General features: G+C 58.7%; 19 protein-coding genes and 1 tRNA gene. 16 read left to right on the top strand and 4 right to left on the bottom strand.

Going from position 1 to position 17,146, the window contains the following annotated elements:
- Position 1 precedes the first annotated feature (1 nt).
- The 16 genes from M2497_RS25415 (at position 2) to nadA (ending at position 13,242) form a co-directional block, all read left to right on the top strand.
- Positions 2-748 (top strand): YebC/PmpR family DNA-binding transcriptional regulator, encoded by a 747-nt coding sequence (locus M2497_RS25415; RefSeq protein ID WP_058423270.1) that lies wholly within the window; start codon positions 2-4, stop codon positions 746-748.
- Between the two features lie 157 nt (positions 749-905).
- Positions 906-1,430 (top strand): crossover junction endodeoxyribonuclease RuvC, encoded by a 525-nt coding sequence (ruvC, locus tag M2497_RS25410; protein WP_025854762.1) that lies wholly within the window; start codon positions 906-908, stop codon positions 1,428-1,430.
- A 64-nt stretch (positions 1,431-1,494) separates the two neighbouring features.
- Positions 1,495-2,106, top strand: a complete 612-nt coding sequence (ruvA, locus tag M2497_RS25405; protein ID WP_003175802.1) for a Holliday junction branch migration protein RuvA — start codon at positions 1,495-1,497, stop codon at positions 2,104-2,106.
- Positions 2,107-3,165, top strand: a complete 1,059-nt coding sequence (gene ruvB, locus M2497_RS25400; RefSeq protein WP_122758512.1) for a Holliday junction branch migration DNA helicase RuvB — start codon at positions 2,107-2,109, stop codon at positions 3,163-3,165.
- 139 nt (positions 3,166-3,304) lie between these two features.
- A complete protein-coding gene (gene ybgC, locus M2497_RS25395; protein ID WP_025854760.1) occupies positions 3,305-3,760 on the top strand; it encodes a tol-pal system-associated acyl-CoA thioesterase in 456 nt (151 codons plus the stop codon).
- A gap of 1 nt (position 3,761) precedes the next feature.
- Positions 3,762-4,457: a protein TolQ gene (tolQ, locus tag M2497_RS25390; protein WP_015885609.1), complete on the top strand. Its 696-nt coding sequence runs from the start codon at positions 3,762-3,764 to the stop codon at positions 4,455-4,457.
- Positions 4,458-4,480: 23 nt separating this feature from the next.
- The gene (tolR, locus tag M2497_RS25385; protein WP_161793227.1) at positions 4,481-4,933 is read left to right on the top strand and encodes a protein TolR; all 453 of its coding nucleotides are present in this window, start codon (positions 4,481-4,483) and stop codon (positions 4,931-4,933) included.
- The gene (gene tolA, locus M2497_RS25380) at positions 4,933-6,006 is read left to right on the top strand and encodes a cell envelope integrity protein TolA (RefSeq protein ID WP_071496535.1); all 1,074 of its coding nucleotides are present in this window, start codon (positions 4,933-4,935) and stop codon (positions 6,004-6,006) included. The genes tolR and tolA overlap by 1 nt, the downstream gene beginning before the upstream one ends.
- Positions 6,007-6,023: 17 nt before the next feature.
- Positions 6,024-7,304 carry a Tol-Pal system beta propeller repeat protein TolB gene (gene tolB / locus M2497_RS25375; protein ID WP_071496536.1) on the top strand — a complete coding sequence of 427 codons (1,281 nt, stop codon included), beginning with the start codon at positions 6,024-6,026 and terminating at the stop codon, positions 7,302-7,304.
- Positions 7,305-7,359: 55 nt separating this feature from the next.
- On the top strand, positions 7,360-7,860 hold the full coding sequence (gene pal, locus M2497_RS25370; RefSeq protein WP_003209827.1) for a peptidoglycan-associated lipoprotein Pal: 501 nt from the start codon (positions 7,360-7,362) through the stop codon (positions 7,858-7,860).
- Positions 7,861-7,866: 6 nt separating this feature from the next.
- A complete protein-coding gene (gene ybgF, locus M2497_RS25365; protein ID WP_058423266.1) occupies positions 7,867-8,697 on the top strand; it encodes a tol-pal system protein YbgF in 831 nt (276 codons plus the stop codon).
- A gap of 165 nt (positions 8,698-8,862) precedes the next feature.
- A complete protein-coding gene (gene queE, locus M2497_RS25360) occupies positions 8,863-9,510 on the top strand; it encodes a 7-carboxy-7-deazaguanine synthase QueE (protein ID WP_025854757.1) in 648 nt (215 codons plus the stop codon).
- A 16-nt stretch (positions 9,511-9,526) separates the two neighbouring features.
- Positions 9,527-10,201: a 7-cyano-7-deazaguanine synthase QueC gene (gene queC, locus M2497_RS25355; RefSeq protein ID WP_248488256.1), complete on the top strand. Its 675-nt coding sequence runs from the start codon at positions 9,527-9,529 to the stop codon at positions 10,199-10,201.
- A 63-nt stretch (positions 10,202-10,264) separates the two neighbouring features.
- Positions 10,265-10,340, top strand: a tRNA-Lys gene (locus M2497_RS25350).
- A 317-nt stretch (positions 10,341-10,657) separates the two neighbouring features.
- Positions 10,658-11,944, top strand: a complete 1,287-nt coding sequence (locus tag M2497_RS25345) for an outer membrane protein transport protein (protein WP_248484032.1) — start codon at positions 10,658-10,660, stop codon at positions 11,942-11,944.
- 239 nt (positions 11,945-12,183) lie between these two features.
- Entirely contained in the window at positions 12,184-13,242 is a 1,059-nt protein-coding gene (gene nadA, locus M2497_RS25340) for a quinolinate synthase NadA (RefSeq protein WP_248484030.1), read from the top strand.
- A 130-nt stretch (positions 13,243-13,372) separates the two neighbouring features.
- On the opposite strand, the gene M2497_RS25335 is transcribed toward nadA, so the two are convergent.
- The 4 genes from M2497_RS25335 to M2497_RS25320 form a co-directional block, all read right to left on the bottom strand.
- On the bottom strand, positions 13,373-13,861 hold the full coding sequence (locus tag M2497_RS25335) for an RDD family protein (protein ID WP_071489399.1): 489 nt from the start codon (positions 13,859-13,861) through the stop codon (positions 13,373-13,375).
- Between the two features lie 96 nt (positions 13,862-13,957).
- Positions 13,958-14,173 carry a cold-shock protein gene (locus M2497_RS25330; RefSeq protein WP_248484028.1) on the bottom strand — a complete coding sequence of 72 codons (216 nt, stop codon included), beginning with the start codon at positions 14,171-14,173 and terminating at the stop codon, positions 13,958-13,960.
- Positions 14,174-14,565: 392 nt separating this feature from the next.
- Complete coding sequence (gcvT, locus tag M2497_RS25325; RefSeq protein WP_248484026.1) at positions 14,566-15,690, bottom strand: glycine cleavage system aminomethyltransferase GcvT; 1,125 nt, start codon at positions 15,688-15,690, stop codon at positions 14,566-14,568.
- A 39-nt stretch (positions 15,691-15,729) separates the two neighbouring features.
- A complete protein-coding gene (locus M2497_RS25320) occupies positions 15,730-17,106 on the bottom strand; it encodes an L-serine ammonia-lyase (protein WP_248484024.1) in 1,377 nt (458 codons plus the stop codon).
- Positions 17,107-17,146 lie beyond the last annotated feature (40 nt).

Raw genomic sequence — 17,146 nt, 5'->3', positions numbered from 1 at the left:
TATGGCTGGCCATTCCAAGTGGGCGAACATCAAGCACCGCAAAGAGCGTCAGGATGCCAAGAAAGGCAAGATTTTCACTAAATGGATCCGCGAGCTGACCGTCGCGGCCCGCCAGGGTGGGGGTGACCCAGGCTCCAACCCGCGTCTGCGCCTGGCGCTGGACAAGGCCCTGGGTGCCAACATGAGTCGTGACATCATCGACCGTGCCGTGGCCCGTGGTGCCGGTGCGGCCGATACCGACGACATGGTCGAGCTGAGCTACGAAGGCTATGGCCCGGGCGGTGTGGCGGTGATGGTCGAGTGCATGACCGACAACCGCAACCGTACTGCCGCCGCCGTGCGCCACGCATTCAGCAAATGTGGTGGCAACCTCGGTACTGACGGTTCGGTGGCCTACCTGTTCGAGCGCAAGGGGCAGATCTCTTTCGCACCGGGCACCGATGAAGACGCGCTGATGGAAGCGGCCATGGAAGCCGATGCCGATGACGTGGTGACCAACGAAGATGGCTCCATCGACGTGTTCACCTCGTTCGCCAGCTTCTACGCCGTGCGTAATGCCCTGGAAGCGGCCGGTTTCAAAGGTACTGACGCGGAAATCGTGATGCTGCCGACCACCAGCGCCGAGCTGGACCTGGATGGCGCGCAGAAAGTGCTGAAGATGCTGGATATGCTCGAAGACCTGGATGATGTGCAGAACGTTTATTCGAATGCGGATATCCCAGAGTCTGTCGCCGAACAGCTAGGCTGAAGGGCGATGTAGTTTTAAATGTGGGAGGGGGCTTGCCCCCGATGGCGGTGGTTCAGTCGGTTGGGAGATAACCGACACACTGCCATCGGGGGCAAGCCCCCTCCCACATTGGTTAGTCTCTGTATGAAAAATTGTGTTTACCCAACCCGCAGGCGTTATGACTTTAATCCTAGGTATCGACCCCGGTTCGCGCATTACCGGTTTTGGCGTGGTGCAACAGACCCCGCGTGGCTGCGTGTATGTTGCTTCGGGCTGCATCCGCACCGGTGCGGGCGAGTTGGCCGAGCGCCTGCAGATCGTCTATCGCGGCGTGCGTGAAGTGATCCAGACCTACGGGCCGGTGACCATGGGCATCGAGAAGGTGTTCATGGCAAAGAATGCCGACTCCGCGTTGAAGCTTGGCCAGGCCCGCGGCGCTGCCATCGTGGCGGGCGCCGAGGAGGGCATGGAGATCGCCGAATACACTGCGACCCAGGTCAAGCAGGCCGTGGTCGGCACCGGGGCAGCCAACAAAGAGCAGGTGCAGATGATGGTCATGCACATGCTCAAGCTCACCGCCAAGCCGCAGATCGACGCCTCGGACGCCCTGGCTATTGCCATTTGTCATGCGCACACCCGCTCAAGCTTGCTGCCCCACGGCCTGGGCACGGCACGCAGTCGTGGCGGGCGCCTGCGTCTCTGATAGCATCAGCGCAATCGTTTTCCGGTCGGACCTTGCTCTGACCCTAGCTTTAAGGATCTGAACCGTGATTGGACGCTTGCGCGGCACCCTGGCTGAAAAACAGCCGCCGCACCTGATTCTGGATGTAAATGGGTTGGGGTATGAGCTGGAAGTGCCCATGACCACCCTGTATCGCCTACCGTCGGTCGGTGAGCCGATTACGCTGCACACCCACCTGGTGGTGCGCGAAGATGCGCAATTGCTCTATGGTTTCATTGGCAAGCGTGACCGCGACTTCTTCCGTGAGCTGATCCGCCTGAATGGCGTGGGGCCAAAACTGGCCCTGGCTCTGATGTCGAGCCTGGAAGTGGATGAGCTGGTGCGTGCCGTTTCGGCCCAGGACACCTCGGCGCTGACCAAGGTGCCAGGCGTTGGCAAGAAGACCGCCGAGCGCCTGCTGGTGGAGCTCAAGGACCGCTTCAAGGCCTGGGAAGTCGTACCGAGCATGTTTGCCCTCGTCCCGAACCAGCCGGACATGCCGGCCGGCCAGGTGGCGAGTGCCGAGAGCGATGCAGTCAGCGCGCTGATTTCCCTGGGTTACAAGCCGCAGGAAGCCAGCAAGGCCGTATCGGCCATCAAGGACAAGAACCTGAGCAGTGAAGACATGATCCGCCGCGCCCTGAAGGGAATGATTTAAGTGATTGAAGCTGATCGTCTGATTGCAGCCACCGGCCCGCGCGACCGTGAAGAGGTCCAGGACCGCGCCATCCGGCCCCTGAGCCTGGCCGAGTACATCGGCCAGCCCACCGTGCGCGAGCAGATGGAGTTGTTTATCCAGGCTGCACGCGGGCGCAATGAGTCCCTGGATCACACGTTGATCTTCGGCCCGCCAGGGTTGGGCAAGACCACGCTGGCGAATATTATTGCTCAGGAAATGGGCGTGTCGATCAAGTCCACCTCCGGTCCGGTGCTGGAGCGTCCGGGGGATCTGGCCGCATTACTGACCAACCTTGAACCCCACGATGTGCTGTTTATCGACGAGATCCACCGGCTCTCGCCGATCGTCGAAGAAGTGCTGTACCCGGCCATGGAAGACTTCCAGCTCGACATCATGATCGGCGAAGGCCCGGCGGCGCGCTCGATCAAGCTCGACCTGCCGCCGTTCACGCTGGTCGGTGCCACGACCCGTGCGGGCATGTTGACCAACCCGCTGCGAGACCGTTTCGGCATTGTTCAACGTCTAGAGTTCTATAGCACGGCTGACCTGGCGACCATTGTCAGCCGTTCGGCGAATATTCTCGGCCTGCCGCTGGACCCGGAAGGCGCGTTTGAAATTGCCCGTCGAGCCCGCGGCACGCCACGGATCGCCAACCGTTTGCTGCGTCGCGTGCGGGATTTTGCCGAGGTGCGGGCCAAGGGGCATATCACCAAGGCCGTGGCCGACCTGGCTTTGAACCTGCTGGATGTGGACGAGCATGGCTTCGATCACCAGGATCGGCGTCTACTCTTGACCATGATCGAGAAGTTCGACGGAGGGCCGGTGGGTGTCGATAGTCTGGCGGCGGCGATCAGTGAAGAGCGCCATACCATTGAGGACGTGCTGGAGCCGTACCTGATTCAGCAGGGTTACATCATGCGTACCCCAAGGGGCAGGGTGGTGACGCGCCACGCCTATCTGCACTTTGGGTTAAACATTCCGTCACGATTGGGCGAGATGCCTGTAGTAGACGAATTTCTCGATGCAGTGGACGATTAAAAGCTTCACGCCAGACGATTTATCCGAGGTTTGTGCTGTCCTAGTGGCTGGTGTCGTCATTCAGTCGGTAGAAAAGTTTCAGACAATGAAAAAACAGTTGCCCAGCCGGATTGGCAACCTGAGGAGTAAGCACTAGAGTATGCGCGCGCAAAACGGGGATCAGTCGTTCGCACATCGCTGTCGCGTTTATTACGAGGACACCGATGCCGGCGGCATCGTGTATTACGTCAACTACCTCAAGTTCATGGAGCGGGCTCGAACCGAGCGGCTACGGGAGCTGGGCTTTGCCCAATCCGAGCTGGCAGGCGAGGACCTGTTATTCGTCGTGCACTCCAGCGAGGCGCGGTATCACGCGCCGGCGCGGCTGGACGACGAGCTGTTGGTCAGCGCTGAAGTAATCGAATTGAACCGTGTCAGCCTGCGTTTCAAGCAGCAGGTCAGGCGGGCAACGGATGCAACGCTGCTCTGTGAGGGGCAGTTCCTGGTGGCCTGTGTGCGCACCAATAGTTTGAAACCCCGGGCCATTCCCGAAGCTCTACGTGCGGCCTTTGCCGACGTAAGCGGCGCGGGTAAACAATCAAAGCAGGAGATTTAGCGTGGAACCTACCGTCGTCGACCATTCCTCCATGTGGAGCCTGGTCAGCAATGCCAGTGTTGTGGTTCAACTGGTCATGCTGACCCTGGTAGCCGCATCGGTTACCTCTTGGGTCATGATTTTTCAGCGTAGCAACCTGCTGCGTGCTGGTCGACGTGCCCTGGAGAGCTTTGAAGAGCGCTTCTGGTCGGGTATCGACCTGTCCAAGCTGTACCGCCAGGCTGGCAGCAACCCGGACCCGGATTCGGGCGTCGAGCAGATCTTCCGCGCCGGCTTCAAGGAATTCTCCCGTCTGCGCCAGCAGCCAGGCGTTGACCCGGAAGCGGTGATGGAAGGTGTGGCCCGTGCCATGCGCGTCGCCATTTCCCGCGAAGAAGAAAAGCTTGAGCAAAGCCTGCCGTTCCTTGCCACCGTCGGTTCCGTCAGCCCATACATCGGCCTGTTCGGTACCGTGTGGGGGATCATGAACTCCTTCCGTGGCCTGGCCCAGGCCCAGCAAGCGACCCTGGCCACCGTGGCCCCGGGTATCGCCGAAGCCTTGATCGCCACGGCGATCGGCCTGTTTGCCGCTATCCCCGCAGTAATCGCCTACAACCGCTTCGCTGCCACCAGCGAAACGTTGATCGGCCGTTACTACACCTTCGCCGATGAGTTCCAGGCGATCCTGCACCGTAAAGTGCACACCAGCGAAGAATAAGCAGGTAATTCCCAATGGCTTTAATCGCTCGAGCTCGCAAAAAGCGCAAGCCGGTCGCCGAGATGAACGTAGTGCCTTACATCGACGTGATGCTGGTGCTGCTGGTTATCTTCATGGTGACCGCGCCGATGCTCAACCAGGGCGTGAAGGTTGATTTGCCCAAGGTTTCCAGTGAAGCCTTGCCGCAAGACAACAACACTCAAGTCCTGACCATTTCGATCAAGGCTGACAAGACCTATTACTGGAACCTTGGCAGCGAAGTCGACACGCAGAAGCAGCAAGACAAGGCTCTCACCTTGCCTGCGATGACCGATGCGGTGACCAAGATCATTCGCTCCGGCAACGAAGGCGGCAAGCACACCCAGGTGTTCATCCGTGGCGACAAATCGGTCGACTACGGCTCTGTCATGGGCGCCATGGGCGGGCTGCAGAAGGCCGGCGTGGGTAACGTTGGCTTGATTACCGAGGCGCCCTGATGCAGCAACAGCGAGAGCCGTCCGCCTCGGAAAGCTTCTTCTGGCCTAGCGTCTGGGCGATTGCCCTGCACGTCCTGGTGTTTGGCATGCTGTTCGTCAGCTTTGCCATGACCCCGGACCTGCCGCCAGCCAAGCCGATCGTGCAGGCGACCCTGTATCAGCTGAAATCGAAAAGCCAGGCCACCACCCAGACCAATCAGAAGATTGCAGGTGAGGCCCAGAAGTCGGCTGCACGCCAGACTGAAGTCGAACAGATGGAACAGAAGAAGGTCGAGCAGGAAGCGGTGAAGGCGGCTGCGGAACAAAAGAAAGAAGAGGCGGCTCAAAAGGCCGAGGAATCGAAAAAGGCTGATGAAGCCAAGAAGGCTGACGAGGCGAAAAAGGCTGATGAAGCCAAGAAAGCCGAGAAAGCTGCCGAAGCGAAAAAGGCCGAAGAGAAACAATTGGCTGATATAGCCAAGAAGAAATCTGAAGAAGAAGCCAAGAAGGCTGCCGAAGAAGAGGCCAAGAAAAAGGCCGCTGAAGACGCCAAGAAGAAAATAGTCGAAGACGCGAAGAAAAAAGCCGCCGAAGACGCCAAGAAAAAAGCTGAAGCAGACGAGGCGAAGAAAAAAGTCGCCGACGACGCGAAGAAGAAAGCTGCCGCCGACGCCCAGAAGAAAAAGGCCCAGGAAGCAGCGCGCAAGTCCGCCGAAGAGAAGAAGGCCCAGGCCTTGGCAGATTTGCTCTCCGACACGCCGCAGCGTCAGCAAGCCTTGGCCGATGAACGTGGTGATGAAGTCGCGGGCAGTTTCGATGACCTGATTCGGGCGCGGGCAGCAGAAGGCTGGACTCGTCCACCTTCGGCGCGCAAAGGCATGACAGTAGTGCTGCAGATCGGCATGTTGCCGGACGGTACGGTGACTTCGGTCAGCGTGGCCAAGTCCAGTGGTGACGGTTCGTTCGACAGTTCGGCGGTTGCCGCAGTCAAGAACATTGGCCGGTTGACCGAGATGCAGGGAATGAAACCAAGTGACTTCGCTCCCTATCGTTCATTCAAGATGACATTCACACCTGAGGATCTAGCCTTGTGAGAAACCTTCTTCGAGGAATGCTTGTCGTTATTTGCTGTATGGCAGGGATAGCGGCGGCGGATGAAAAGAACATCCTGGTCACCAGCGGTAGCGACCGGGCCACCCCGATCGCGGTAGTACCGTTCGGCTGGCAGGGCGGCAGCGTGCTGCCGGACGACATGGCCCAGATCGTCAGTGACGACCTGCGCAACTCCGGTTACTACGCGCCCATTCCAAAAGGCAACATGATCAGCCAGCCAAACCAGGCCAGCGAAGTCGTGTTCCGTGATTGGAAAGCGGTGGGTGCGCAGTACCTGATGGTCGGCAACATCACGCCGGCCGGCGGTCGCCTGCAAATCACCTACACCTTGTTCAACGTGGCGACCGAGCAGCAGGTCCTGACCGGCAGCGTCTCGGGCACTGCCGAGCAGATCCGCGACATGGCCCACTACATTTCGGACCAGTCGTTTGAAAAGCTCACCGGCATCAAGGGGGCTTTCTCGACGCGCCTGCTGTACGTAACGGCTGAGCGTTTCTCGGTGGACAACACTCGCTACACCTTGCAGCGTTCGGACTACGACGGTGCGCGCGCTGTAACCTTGCTGCAATCCCGTGAGCCAATCCTGTCGCCGCGTTTTGCGCCGGACGGCAAGCGCATTGCCTACGTGTCTTTCGAGCAGAAGCGTCCGCGTATCTTCGTCCAGCACATTGATACTGGCCGTCGTGAGCAGATCACCAACTTCGAAGGCCTCAACGGTGCGCCAGCGTGGTCACCGGATGGTTCGCGCCTGGCGTTCGTGCTGTCCAAAGACGGCAACCCGGACATCTACGTGATGAACATGGCCACGCGCCAGATCACTCGTGCAACCAGCGGTCCGGGTATCAATACCGAACCGTTCTGGGGCAAGGATGGTTCGACCATCTACTTCACCTCTGACCGAGGCGGCAAGCCACAGGTCTATAAGGCGAACGTGAATGGTGGCGGTGCAGAACGGGTTACTTTTATCGGTAACTACAACGCCAACCCTAAACTTTCGGCTGATGAAAAGACGTTGGTGATGATTCACCGTCAGGATGGTTTCACTAATTTCCGGGTTGCGGCCCAGGATTTGCAGCGTGGAACCGTAAAAATCCTTACAGATACCAACCTTGATGAGTCAGCCACTGTTGCGCCCAACGGCACCATGGTAATCTACGCCACCCGCCAGCAGGGCCGGGGAGTCTTGATGCTCGTGTCCATTAATGGACGCGTAAGGCTCCCACTTCCTACCGCACAAGGCGAAGTCAGAGAACCATCCTGGTCCCCTTACCTGAACTGACGCGGCGCTACAAAAAGATTTGCTTAACACACTGGGGTTCATTAGGAGTTTCACGATGGAAATGCTGAAGTTTGGTAAGTTTGCTGCTCTGGCTCTGGCTCTGTCCGTAGCCGTTGGTTGCTCGTCTAAAGGCGGCGACAATGCCGGTGAAGGCGCAGCTGTTGATCCAAACGCTGGTTACGGCGCTAACACTGGTGCGGTTGACGGCTCCCTGAGCGAAGAAGCTGCTCTGCGCGCTATCACCACTTTCTACTTCGAATACGACAGTTCGGACCTGAAACCAGAAGCCATGCGCGCTCTGGACGTTCACGCGAAGGACCTGAAAGCTAACGGCGCTCGCGTTGTTCTGGAAGGTAACACTGACGAACGTGGTACTCGTGAGTACAACATGGCACTGGGCGAGCGTCGTGCGAAAGCCGTTCAGCGCTACCTGGTACTGCAAGGTGTTGCTCCAGGCCAACTGGAACTGGTTTCCTACGGTAAAGAGCGTCCAGTTGCTACTGGCCACGACGAGCAGTCCTGGGCTCAAAACCGTCGCGTCGAACTGCGTAAGTAATTCGTCATGCGAACGTGCCGTCGTGCTCTGACTGTATTGGCTCTCAGCCTCGCACCGCTTGCGGTGTGGGCTGCGGTTCCTGTGGAAGATAGCAACTCTGGCTATAACAATAGCGGGAGCAGTTATCCGCCAGCGGGTTATGGCACGAACGGCGCCTATGCGGGGGGAGCGGCTACGTCCGCTCCCTCGGCACAGGGCGAACTGTTCAACCAGCTGCAACGCATGCAGGATCAAATCGCGCAGCAGCAAGGCGCTATTGAGGTACTGCAAAACCAGGTGAACCAGCTCAAGCAAGAAGGCCTGGAGCGTTACAAGGATCTTGATCAACGTATTGGAGCCGGCGTTCAACCTGCCGCAACTCCTGATAATTCTTCTGCCGGTGGCGCGCCTAGCGCTGCTGCCGGTGCAGCAGCAGGGGCGGCTGCCAGCCAAGCCCCTGCCGCGAGCAGCGAACCGGGTGATCCGGCGAAGGAAAAGCTGTATTACGATGCAGCCTTCGACCTGATCAAAGCCAAGGATTTTGACAAGGCCAGCCAGGCCTTTACCGCTTTCCTGCGCAAATACCCGAACAGCCAATACGCGGGCAACGCCCAGTACTGGTTAGGTGAAGTCAACCTGGCAAAGGGTGATCTACAGGGCGCGGGCCAGGCATTTGCCAAGGTCAGCCAGCTGTACCCCAAGCACGCCAAGGTGCCGGACTCGCTGTACAAACTCGCTGACGTAGAACGCCGCCTGGGTCATACCGACAAGGTCAAAGGCATTCTGCAACAGGTGGTGGCCCAGTATCCGGGGACTTCCGCTGCCCAGTTGGCCCAACGGGATCTGCAGCGCTTGTAAGCGACGTTTGCCCGTTTAGAAGAAACCCGCGCCTGGCGCGGGTTTTTTCGTTAGAATCCACGCCCTTTTATGAAACACGCTTTTTGGGGTCTACGCGTTGGCGGGGTCCCTTAAAGTGCCTGACGGAGGCGGACAGCCTGTTTAGCTGTTACGCCCGTGGCGACTATGCAAGACACATTACGTATTACCGAAGTTTTTTACTCGTTGCAGGGTGAAACGCGAACGGCCGGCCTGCCCACAGTATTTGTGCGCCTGACCGGTTGCCCCTTGCGTTGCCAGTACTGTGACAGCGCCTACGCCTTCAGTGGCGGTACGGTGCGCACGCTCGATGACATCCTGGAGCAGGTCGCCGGCTACAAGCCGCGCTACGTCTGCGTGACCGGTGGTGAGCCGCTGGCCCAGCCCAATGCCATCCCATTACTCAAGCAGCTGTGTGACGCCGGTTACGAGGTCTCCCTGGAAACCAGTGGCGCGCTGGATATCTCGGCGGTCGATCCGCGTGTAAGCCGCGTGGTGGATCTCAAGACCCCCGGCTCCAAGGAAGCGCACCGCAATCGCTACGAGAACATCGAATTGCTGACGGCCAACGATCAGGTCAAGTTCGTTATCTGTTCGCGCGATGACTACGACTGGGCGAACTCTAAGCTGATTCAGTACGGCCTTGATCGCCGCGCAGGCGAAGTATTGTTCTCGCCAAGCCACCATGATCTGAACGCGCGCGACCTTGCCGACTGGGTGGTGGCTGATAACCTGCCAGTCCGTCTGCAATTGCAACTGCATAAATACCTTTGGAACGACGAGCCAGGACGCTGAAATGACTAAACCAATGATTGATCAAAAACGCGCGGTAATCCTGCTGTCCGGTGGCCTGGACTCGGCAACCGTGGTGGCGATGGCGCAAGCTGAAGGTTATGCCTGCTACACCATGAGTTTCGACTACGGCCAGCGCCATCGCGCCGAGCTGAACGCTGCTGCCCGCGTTGCCCGTGACATGGGGGTGGTCGAGCACAAGGTTATCGGTTTGAACCTCAATGGCATCGGCGGCTCGGCCCTCACTGACAGCAGCATCGATGTGCCGGAAACCGCCGGCGAAGGCATCCCGGTGACTTACGTGCCAGCGCGTAATACCGTGTTCCTGTCCCTCGCCCTGGGCTGGGCAGAAGTGCTCAACGCCCGCGATATCTTTATCGGAGTCAATGCGGTGGATTATTCCGGCTACCCGGACTGCCGCCCAGAATTCGTCGAGTCATTCGAGCGCATGGCCAACCTGGCGACAAAGGCCGGTGTAGAAGGGCAGGGCTTCCGTATCCTGGCGCCGCTGCAAAACCTCAGCAAGGCCGATATCGTGAAAGCAGGTGTAGGACTTGGCGTCGATTATTCGCTGACGGTTTCCTGCTACCAGGCAGACGATGACGGCCGTGCTTGTGGGAAATGCGACAGCTGCCGACTGCGTGCAGAAGGCTTCCAAGCCGCCGGAATTACTGACCCAACGCGTTATTTCTGATTTATTTCAAATAAGGTGTTGAATAATCCTTAGAAATCAGTATTATACGCGCCACCACACAGCGGGTCGTTAGCTCAGTTGGTAGAGCAGTTGGCTTTTAACCAATTGGTCGTAGGTTCGAATCCCACACGACCCACCATTTTTGGCGGTTTAGAAAATCCGGAAGGCCCACGCAAGTGAGGATTTCCGGGTTTTTTTTTGCCTGTTTGAACACACCGAATGCCCCAAGCGTATGAAGCGCTTGGGGTTTTTTATATCTGAGCCATAGCCAATCCGTGGTTAAAACCGGCTGGTCAGATTCGGGTTAAAAGGTCATTGCTGGAAACGAAAAAACAGCCAAAGTCATTGAAATGCATAGAATTGTCCGACAATTCAGTGCATGAAAAACTCTTCATAAACCCCTCGCTCGAACGTTGGTAGCTTCCCCATCGCTGCCCCATAATTCGAGTCCTAATAATGAATAACAAAACTCTTAAAGGCGCCTTGGCGCTTGCCGTTTCCCTTGCCTCAACCCCGTTGTTCGCCGGTGGTTTCGCGCTCAATGAACAAAGCATCAGTTCAATGGGTACGGGCTACGCCGGTCGTTCCTCCTCGGCCGAAGACGCCAGCACGGTGTTCGGCAACCCCGCCGGCATGTCGCGTCTGAAGCAGAATGAAGTCAGCCTCGGTGCGACTTACCTCGATGCCAAATCCAACATCAAGGACGCCAGTTCCTCGCAGTTCGGTGCCGACAACCCAGGCACCAACAAGGGCGATATGGTGCCCGGCATTGCCGTGCCGATGGGCTACCTGGTCACGCCCATTGATGAGCACTGGGCATTCGGCCTGGGCATCTACGCGCCGTTCGGCCTGGTGACCGACTATGAACACAGCTTCCAGGGCAATGGCTTTGGCAACAAGAGCAAGGTCCAGGTCATCACCGTGCAACCGACGGTCAGCTATGCCTTCAACGATAAAGTGTCGGTGGGCTTTGGCCCGACCTTCAACCGCATCAGTGGCGAGCTGGATTCCAATGTGCCGCTGGGTGGCGGCGCCGGCGAAAGTGTGAAAGTCAAAGGTGACGACAACGCTACCGGGTTCAACGCCGGTCTCCTGGTGCAGCCTCTTGAGAGCACGCGCATCGGTGTGACCTACCACTCGCAGGTGGTCTACCACCTCAGCGGCAAGACCCATGCCTCCGGCTTGATTTCCGATGCCTTCGACGGTGGGCCGCAGAAGTATGACGCCAGCCTGGACGTGACCACGCCGTCATCGGTGGATTTCTCGGTAACCCATCAACTGAATGACGACTGGACCTTGTACCTTGGCAGCACCTATACCCGCTGGAGTCAGTTGAAAAAGATCACCATCAATAACGATGGAGTCTCCGACCTCACTGCTCAATTCGGTGGCCTGGGCGCCATCACAGAGCAGCAGCACTGGCATGACACCTGGTCTCACGCGATCGGTGCGGCCTATCGGGTCAACAAAGAACTCGTACTGCGGACCGGTCTCTCGGTGGACCAGACGCCTACCAACAACACCGACCGCTCCGTGCGGATTCCCACGGGGGACCGCACCGTTTTCAGCCTGGGTGCCGGCTGGACGCCCGTCGATAACCTGACCTTCGATGTGGCGTATTCCTACCTCAAGGAAGAGCCGATCAAGGTGCGGCAGAACCTTTCCCAGGTTGGCCTGACCTACGATGCGAAGTATGAAAACAGCGCCAACGGGTTTGGTGGTTCGGTGACTTACCGTTTTTGATGAACAACCGGCGGTAAACGCAGGAAACCCCAAGCGGGGTTTCCTTTTTTTTGCTCCACGAAGGCGCAGGCGAGTACCAGATTAGGCTTTTGAAACCATTCGATATTCTGTAGCCTTGCCGAGCTTCACCTTAACCCGTGCTTGATGAACACAATCACTTCGTCCGGCGGTGCCCGAAGGGCTCCAGAGCCGGTGGTACACTCGACTTTCGCGCAACTGCGCCTGCAGGTCTTGCGAACATGACGCAAATTTCCGAACGCCTTCTGGTTCAAGCCCACCTCGACGCCAAGCAGCCCAAGGCCCTCAGCGCCGATGAAGAGGCGAGCCTGCGCACTGCCATCGCCGCCGAGCTCAAGGCTCAGGATGCGGTGCTGGTTGCCCACTTCTACTGTGATCCGGTTATCCAGGCCCTGGCCGAAGAAACCGGTGGCTGTGTCTCCGACTCCTTGGAAATGGCCCGCTTCGGCGCCGCTCACCCGGCCAAGACAGTCTTGGTCGCTGGCGTACGTTTCATGGGCGAGACTGCCAAGATCCTCACGCCTGAAAAGCGCATCCTCATGCCCACCCTGGAAGCCACCTGCTCCCTGGACCTGGGCTGCCCAGTCGATGAGTTTTCGGCGTTCTGCGACCAGCATCCCGAACGCACCGTGGTGGTGTATGCCAACACCTCGGCGGCGGTCAAAGCCCGGGCGGATTGGGTGGTGACGTCAAGCTGCGCGCTGGAAATCGTCGAAAGCCTGATGGACAACGGCGAGACAATCATCTGGGGGCCAGACAAGCACCTGGGCACATACATCCAGCGCCAGACCGGTGCCGATATGTTGCTGTGGGACGGTGCCTGCATCGTCCACGAAGAATTCAAATCCAAGCAGTTGGAAGACATGAAGGCGCTTTACCCGGATGCAGCCATTCTGGTGCATCCGGAGTCGCCGACCTCGGTGATCGAACTGGCGGATGCCGTGGGTTCTACCAGCCAGCTGATTGCCGCGGCCCAGCGCCTGCCGAACAAGACGTTTATCGTCGCCACCGACCGCGGCATCTTTTACAAGATGCAGCAGCTGTGCCCGGACAAGGTCTTCGTCGAAGCGCCTACCGCCGGTAACGGCGCGGCGTGCCGTAGTTGCGCGCACTGCCCGTGGATGGCGATGAACACGCTGGAGCGCACGTTGCAGTGTCTGCGTGAGGGCAGTAACGAGATATTCGTCGAACCGTCGGTAATCCCGCAGGCAGTACGCCCGCTCAAGCGCATGTTGGATTTCACCCAGGCGGCGCGGCTGAAGCGGGCCGGTAACGCATAGTCGAACGCGGTAAAAAATGTGGGAGGGGGCTTGCCCCCGATAGCAGTGGATCAGTTAATACACCTGTGACTGACACACTGCTATCGGGGGCAAGCCCCCTCCCACATTTTGATATCCAATAGGTAGAAGGCTACTTCTTCTGCTTGGGGATACGCACCAGCTGGCTGTCGGAATAGATGTCATGCCAGCTGCGTTTGCGCTTATCAAACAGCGACCAGATAAACCCCAGCCCCACGCACAACCACGACGCAATCGACACCACGAAGCGCAACAGCGCCTGCCACAGGCTGATCCGCGAGCCGTCAGCGTTCTGTACGCGTACGCCCCACACCTGCATGCCCAGGGTCTGCCCGGAATGGGTCCAGAACTTGGCGAAAAAGCCAAACAGCACAAACAACAGAATCGTCGATAACAACGGGTCGCCATCCAGCGCGCCGGATTCGGTGAGGGTGCGCATCCTGGCTTCACCGACAAACGCGATCCAGATCAGCTTGTAGATAAACGCTGTGACGATCAGCAGTGCGGTGCATAGCAGGAAATCATAGAACATCGCTGCCAGGCGACGGCCCAGGCCAACGGCGGGGAATTCGCCTTGGGGGCTCAGCAGGGGTTTCGACATGGCAGGGCTCTCTTATGAAAAAAAGCCATTTTACGAGCAAATGCACATAAAAAAGCCCCTGATGTCACCATCAGGGGCTTTTTGTCGCAGAAGAACTCAGTGGTTTTCTGCCAGTACTTCGTCAGCCTGCATGCCTTTCTGGCCTTGCACAGCAACGAATGTCACTTTCTGGCCTTCTTTCAGGCTCTTGAAGCCGTTGCCCTGAATAGCGCGGAAATGCACGAACAGATCCGGACCGCTTTCTGGAGTGATAAAACCAAACCCTTTCTCGTCGTTAAACCACTTGACGGTACCGCTCTGACGTTCAGCCATTTTCTTATTTCCTTGACGCTAAAAATTAATGACAGCCCCTTTCGCATGAAAGAGTACTGGGCTGGGTTGCAGGAAAGTAAGAGACGTCGAACGGGTTGTAGCGGACTTCTTCAGCTACTGCCCAGGTCCAGGTTCCAAGCGACCCATGCAAACACAGTGGGCAAACTCTACGCCAACTAATAGAGAAAAAACAAGCCCTGCCAAAAGCCCAGGTTTTGCTGGGGCTCATGACACTTTGTTGAACAGTGTGGAACTGACTTATTCGATAGAGTTGGTCACTTGTTATAGGTTGATCCCTCTATAAAAGACTATCGGAAGTGCACTGTTTTATGGCGATTGCGTTACAGATTAGTGCACGTTAACGCAATCGCGTTACTTATAGAAACAGTCAATCAGCCACGATAGTAACGTTGTGGCACAAATGGCATTTTACTTACACGAAGTGGCACCTTTTTCCCACGCACCAACGCAGAGACTTCGGTATCCAGTGCGATGAATGCGCTGTCCAGGTAACCCATGGCCAGCGGGCCGCCGAGGGTCGGGCCGAAACCGCCGCTGCACACGCTGCCGATCACGGTGCCGTCTGCGTCGACAATTTCCGCGCCTTCACGCACGGGCGTACGCTCCTGTGGCAGCAGGCCTACACGTTTGCGGCTCACGCCGGCTTGCTGCTGGGTGAAGATGGTGTCGGCACCGGGAAAGCCACCGGCACGCGCACCGTCGGCACGGCGGGCCTTCGAGATAGCCCACAACAGGCTGGCCTCGATGGGGGTGGTGTCGGTGTTCATGTCGTGGCCGTAGAGGCACAGGCCGGCTTCCAGGCGCAACGAGTCGCGGGCGCCCAGGCCGATGGCCTGTACTTCGGTCTCGGCCAGCAGGCTGCGCGCCAGGCTTTCCGCGTTGGCGGCAGGCACGGAGATTTCGAAGCCGTCCTCACCGGTGTAGCCCGAACGGCTGACATAGCAGTCCACGCCCAGCAGGCGCAGGGAAGCGAATTGCATGAAGGTCATCTTGGTCACTTCCGGTGCCAGGCGCGCCAGTACCTTGACTGCCGCCGGGCCCTGCAGCGCCAGCAATGCACGCTCTTCGAACAGCGGCTCGATGGTGCACTGGTCGCCGATATGCTGGCGCAGGTGCGCCAGGTCCTGGTCCTTGCAGGCCGCATTGACCACCAGGAACAGTTCGTCGTTACCCAGGTTCGCCACCATCAGGTCATCGAGAATGCCGCCCTGGTCATTGGTGAACATCGCGTAACGCTGCATGCCCACCGGCAGATCGATGATGTCGACCGGCACCAGGGTTTCCAGGGCCTTGGCGGCGTTGGCGCCGGTGAGGCGGATCTGGCCCATGTGGGACACATCGAACAAGCCGGCTTGATCACGTGCGTGCAGGTGTTCCTTCATCACGCCCAGCGGGTATTGCACTGGCATGTCGTAGCCGGCGAAGGGCACCATGCGTGCGCCCAGTTCGAGGTGCAGGGCGTGCAGAGGGGTTTTCAACAGGGTTTCGGTGGACATATTCAGCTCCTGAAAAACGTGCTGGCGCGCTTTTAGGCGTCAGCACTCGATAATGTTGACCGCCAAACCGCCACGGGCGGTTTCCTTGTATTTGCTTTTCATGTCGGCGCCGGTCTGGCGCATGGTGCGGATGACCTTGTCGAGGGACACAAAGTGCTGCCCATCGCCGCGCAAGGCCATGCGCACTGCGTTGATCGCCTTGACCGAGCCCATGGCGTTACGCTCGATGCAGGGCACCTGCACCAGTCCGCCGATCGGGTCGCAGGTCAAGCCGAGGTTGTGCTCCATGCCGATTTCGGCGGCGTTTTCCACCTGGGACACGCTGCCGCCCAATACTTCGCACAACGCACCGGCGGCCATGGAACAGGCCACGCCGACCTCGCCCTGGCAGCCGACTTCGGCGCCGGAGATCGAGGCGTTTTCTTTGTACAGAATGCCGATGGCGGCCGCGGTGAGCAGGAAGCGCACTACGCCGTCCTCATTCGCGCCAGGGATAAAACGCATGTAGTAATGCAGCACCGCCGGCACGATCCCGGCCGCACCATTGGTGGGCGCCGTGACCACGCGCCCGCCGTTGGCGTTTTCTTCGTTGACCGCCAGGGCGTAGAGGTTGACCCAATCGAGCACCGACAGCGGGTCGCGCAACGCCGACTCCGGGTTCTTGCACAGCTGGCGATGCAGGGCCGCCGCGCGTCGCTTGACCTTCAATCCACCGGGCAGGATCCCTTCGTTGCGACAACCGGCGTCCACGCAGTCCTGCATCACCTGCCAGATTTTCAGCAAACCGGCGCGGGTTTCCGCTTCCTGGCGCCAGGCGCTTTCATTGGTCAGCATCACCTGGCTGATGGACAGCCCGTAAGTGGTGCAATGGCTCAGCAAGTCCTTGGCGTGCTTGAACGGGAAGGTCAGGGGCGTGGCGTCTTCGACAATCCGGTCGGCGCCGGCGGCGTCTTCGTCCACCACAAAACCACCGCCGACCGAGTAGTACTCGCGGCTGCGGATCTGGATGTGGGCGGCGTCGAAGGCACGAAAAATCATGCCGTTGGGATGGTAGGCGAGGGGTTTGCGAATCATCGCCAGGTGTTCTTTCTCGTTGAACGCAATGCGGTGTTCACCGAGCAGGTTCAGGTGGCCGTCCTTGCGCATCTGCGCCAGGCGTGTTGCCACGGTTTCGGTATTCACGGTGTCCGGGTGTTCGCCTTCCAGGCCCAGCAGTACGGCTTTGTCGCTGCCGTGGCCTTTGCCGGTGGCGCCCAGCGACCCATAGAGTTCCACCTTGACGCAGGTGGTGGCGCCCAGCAGGTGGTCACGCTTGAGACCCTCGACGAATCGAGCGGCCGCACGCATCGGGCCGACGGTGTGGGAGCTGGAGGGGCCAATGCCAATCTTGAACAGGTCGAACACGCTAAGGGACATGGTTGTTCTCCGGTTTCTTATTATTTTCTGAAAGTTGACT

The sequence above is a fragment of the Pseudomonas sp. CYM-20-01 genome, from assembly GCF_023169845.1.
Taxonomy (GTDB): Bacteria; Pseudomonadota; Gammaproteobacteria; order Pseudomonadales; family Pseudomonadaceae; genus Aquipseudomonas; species Aquipseudomonas azotoformans.
Note: the sequence above shows the minus strand (reverse complement) of the source record. Positions and strands in the feature narration are given on the sequence as shown.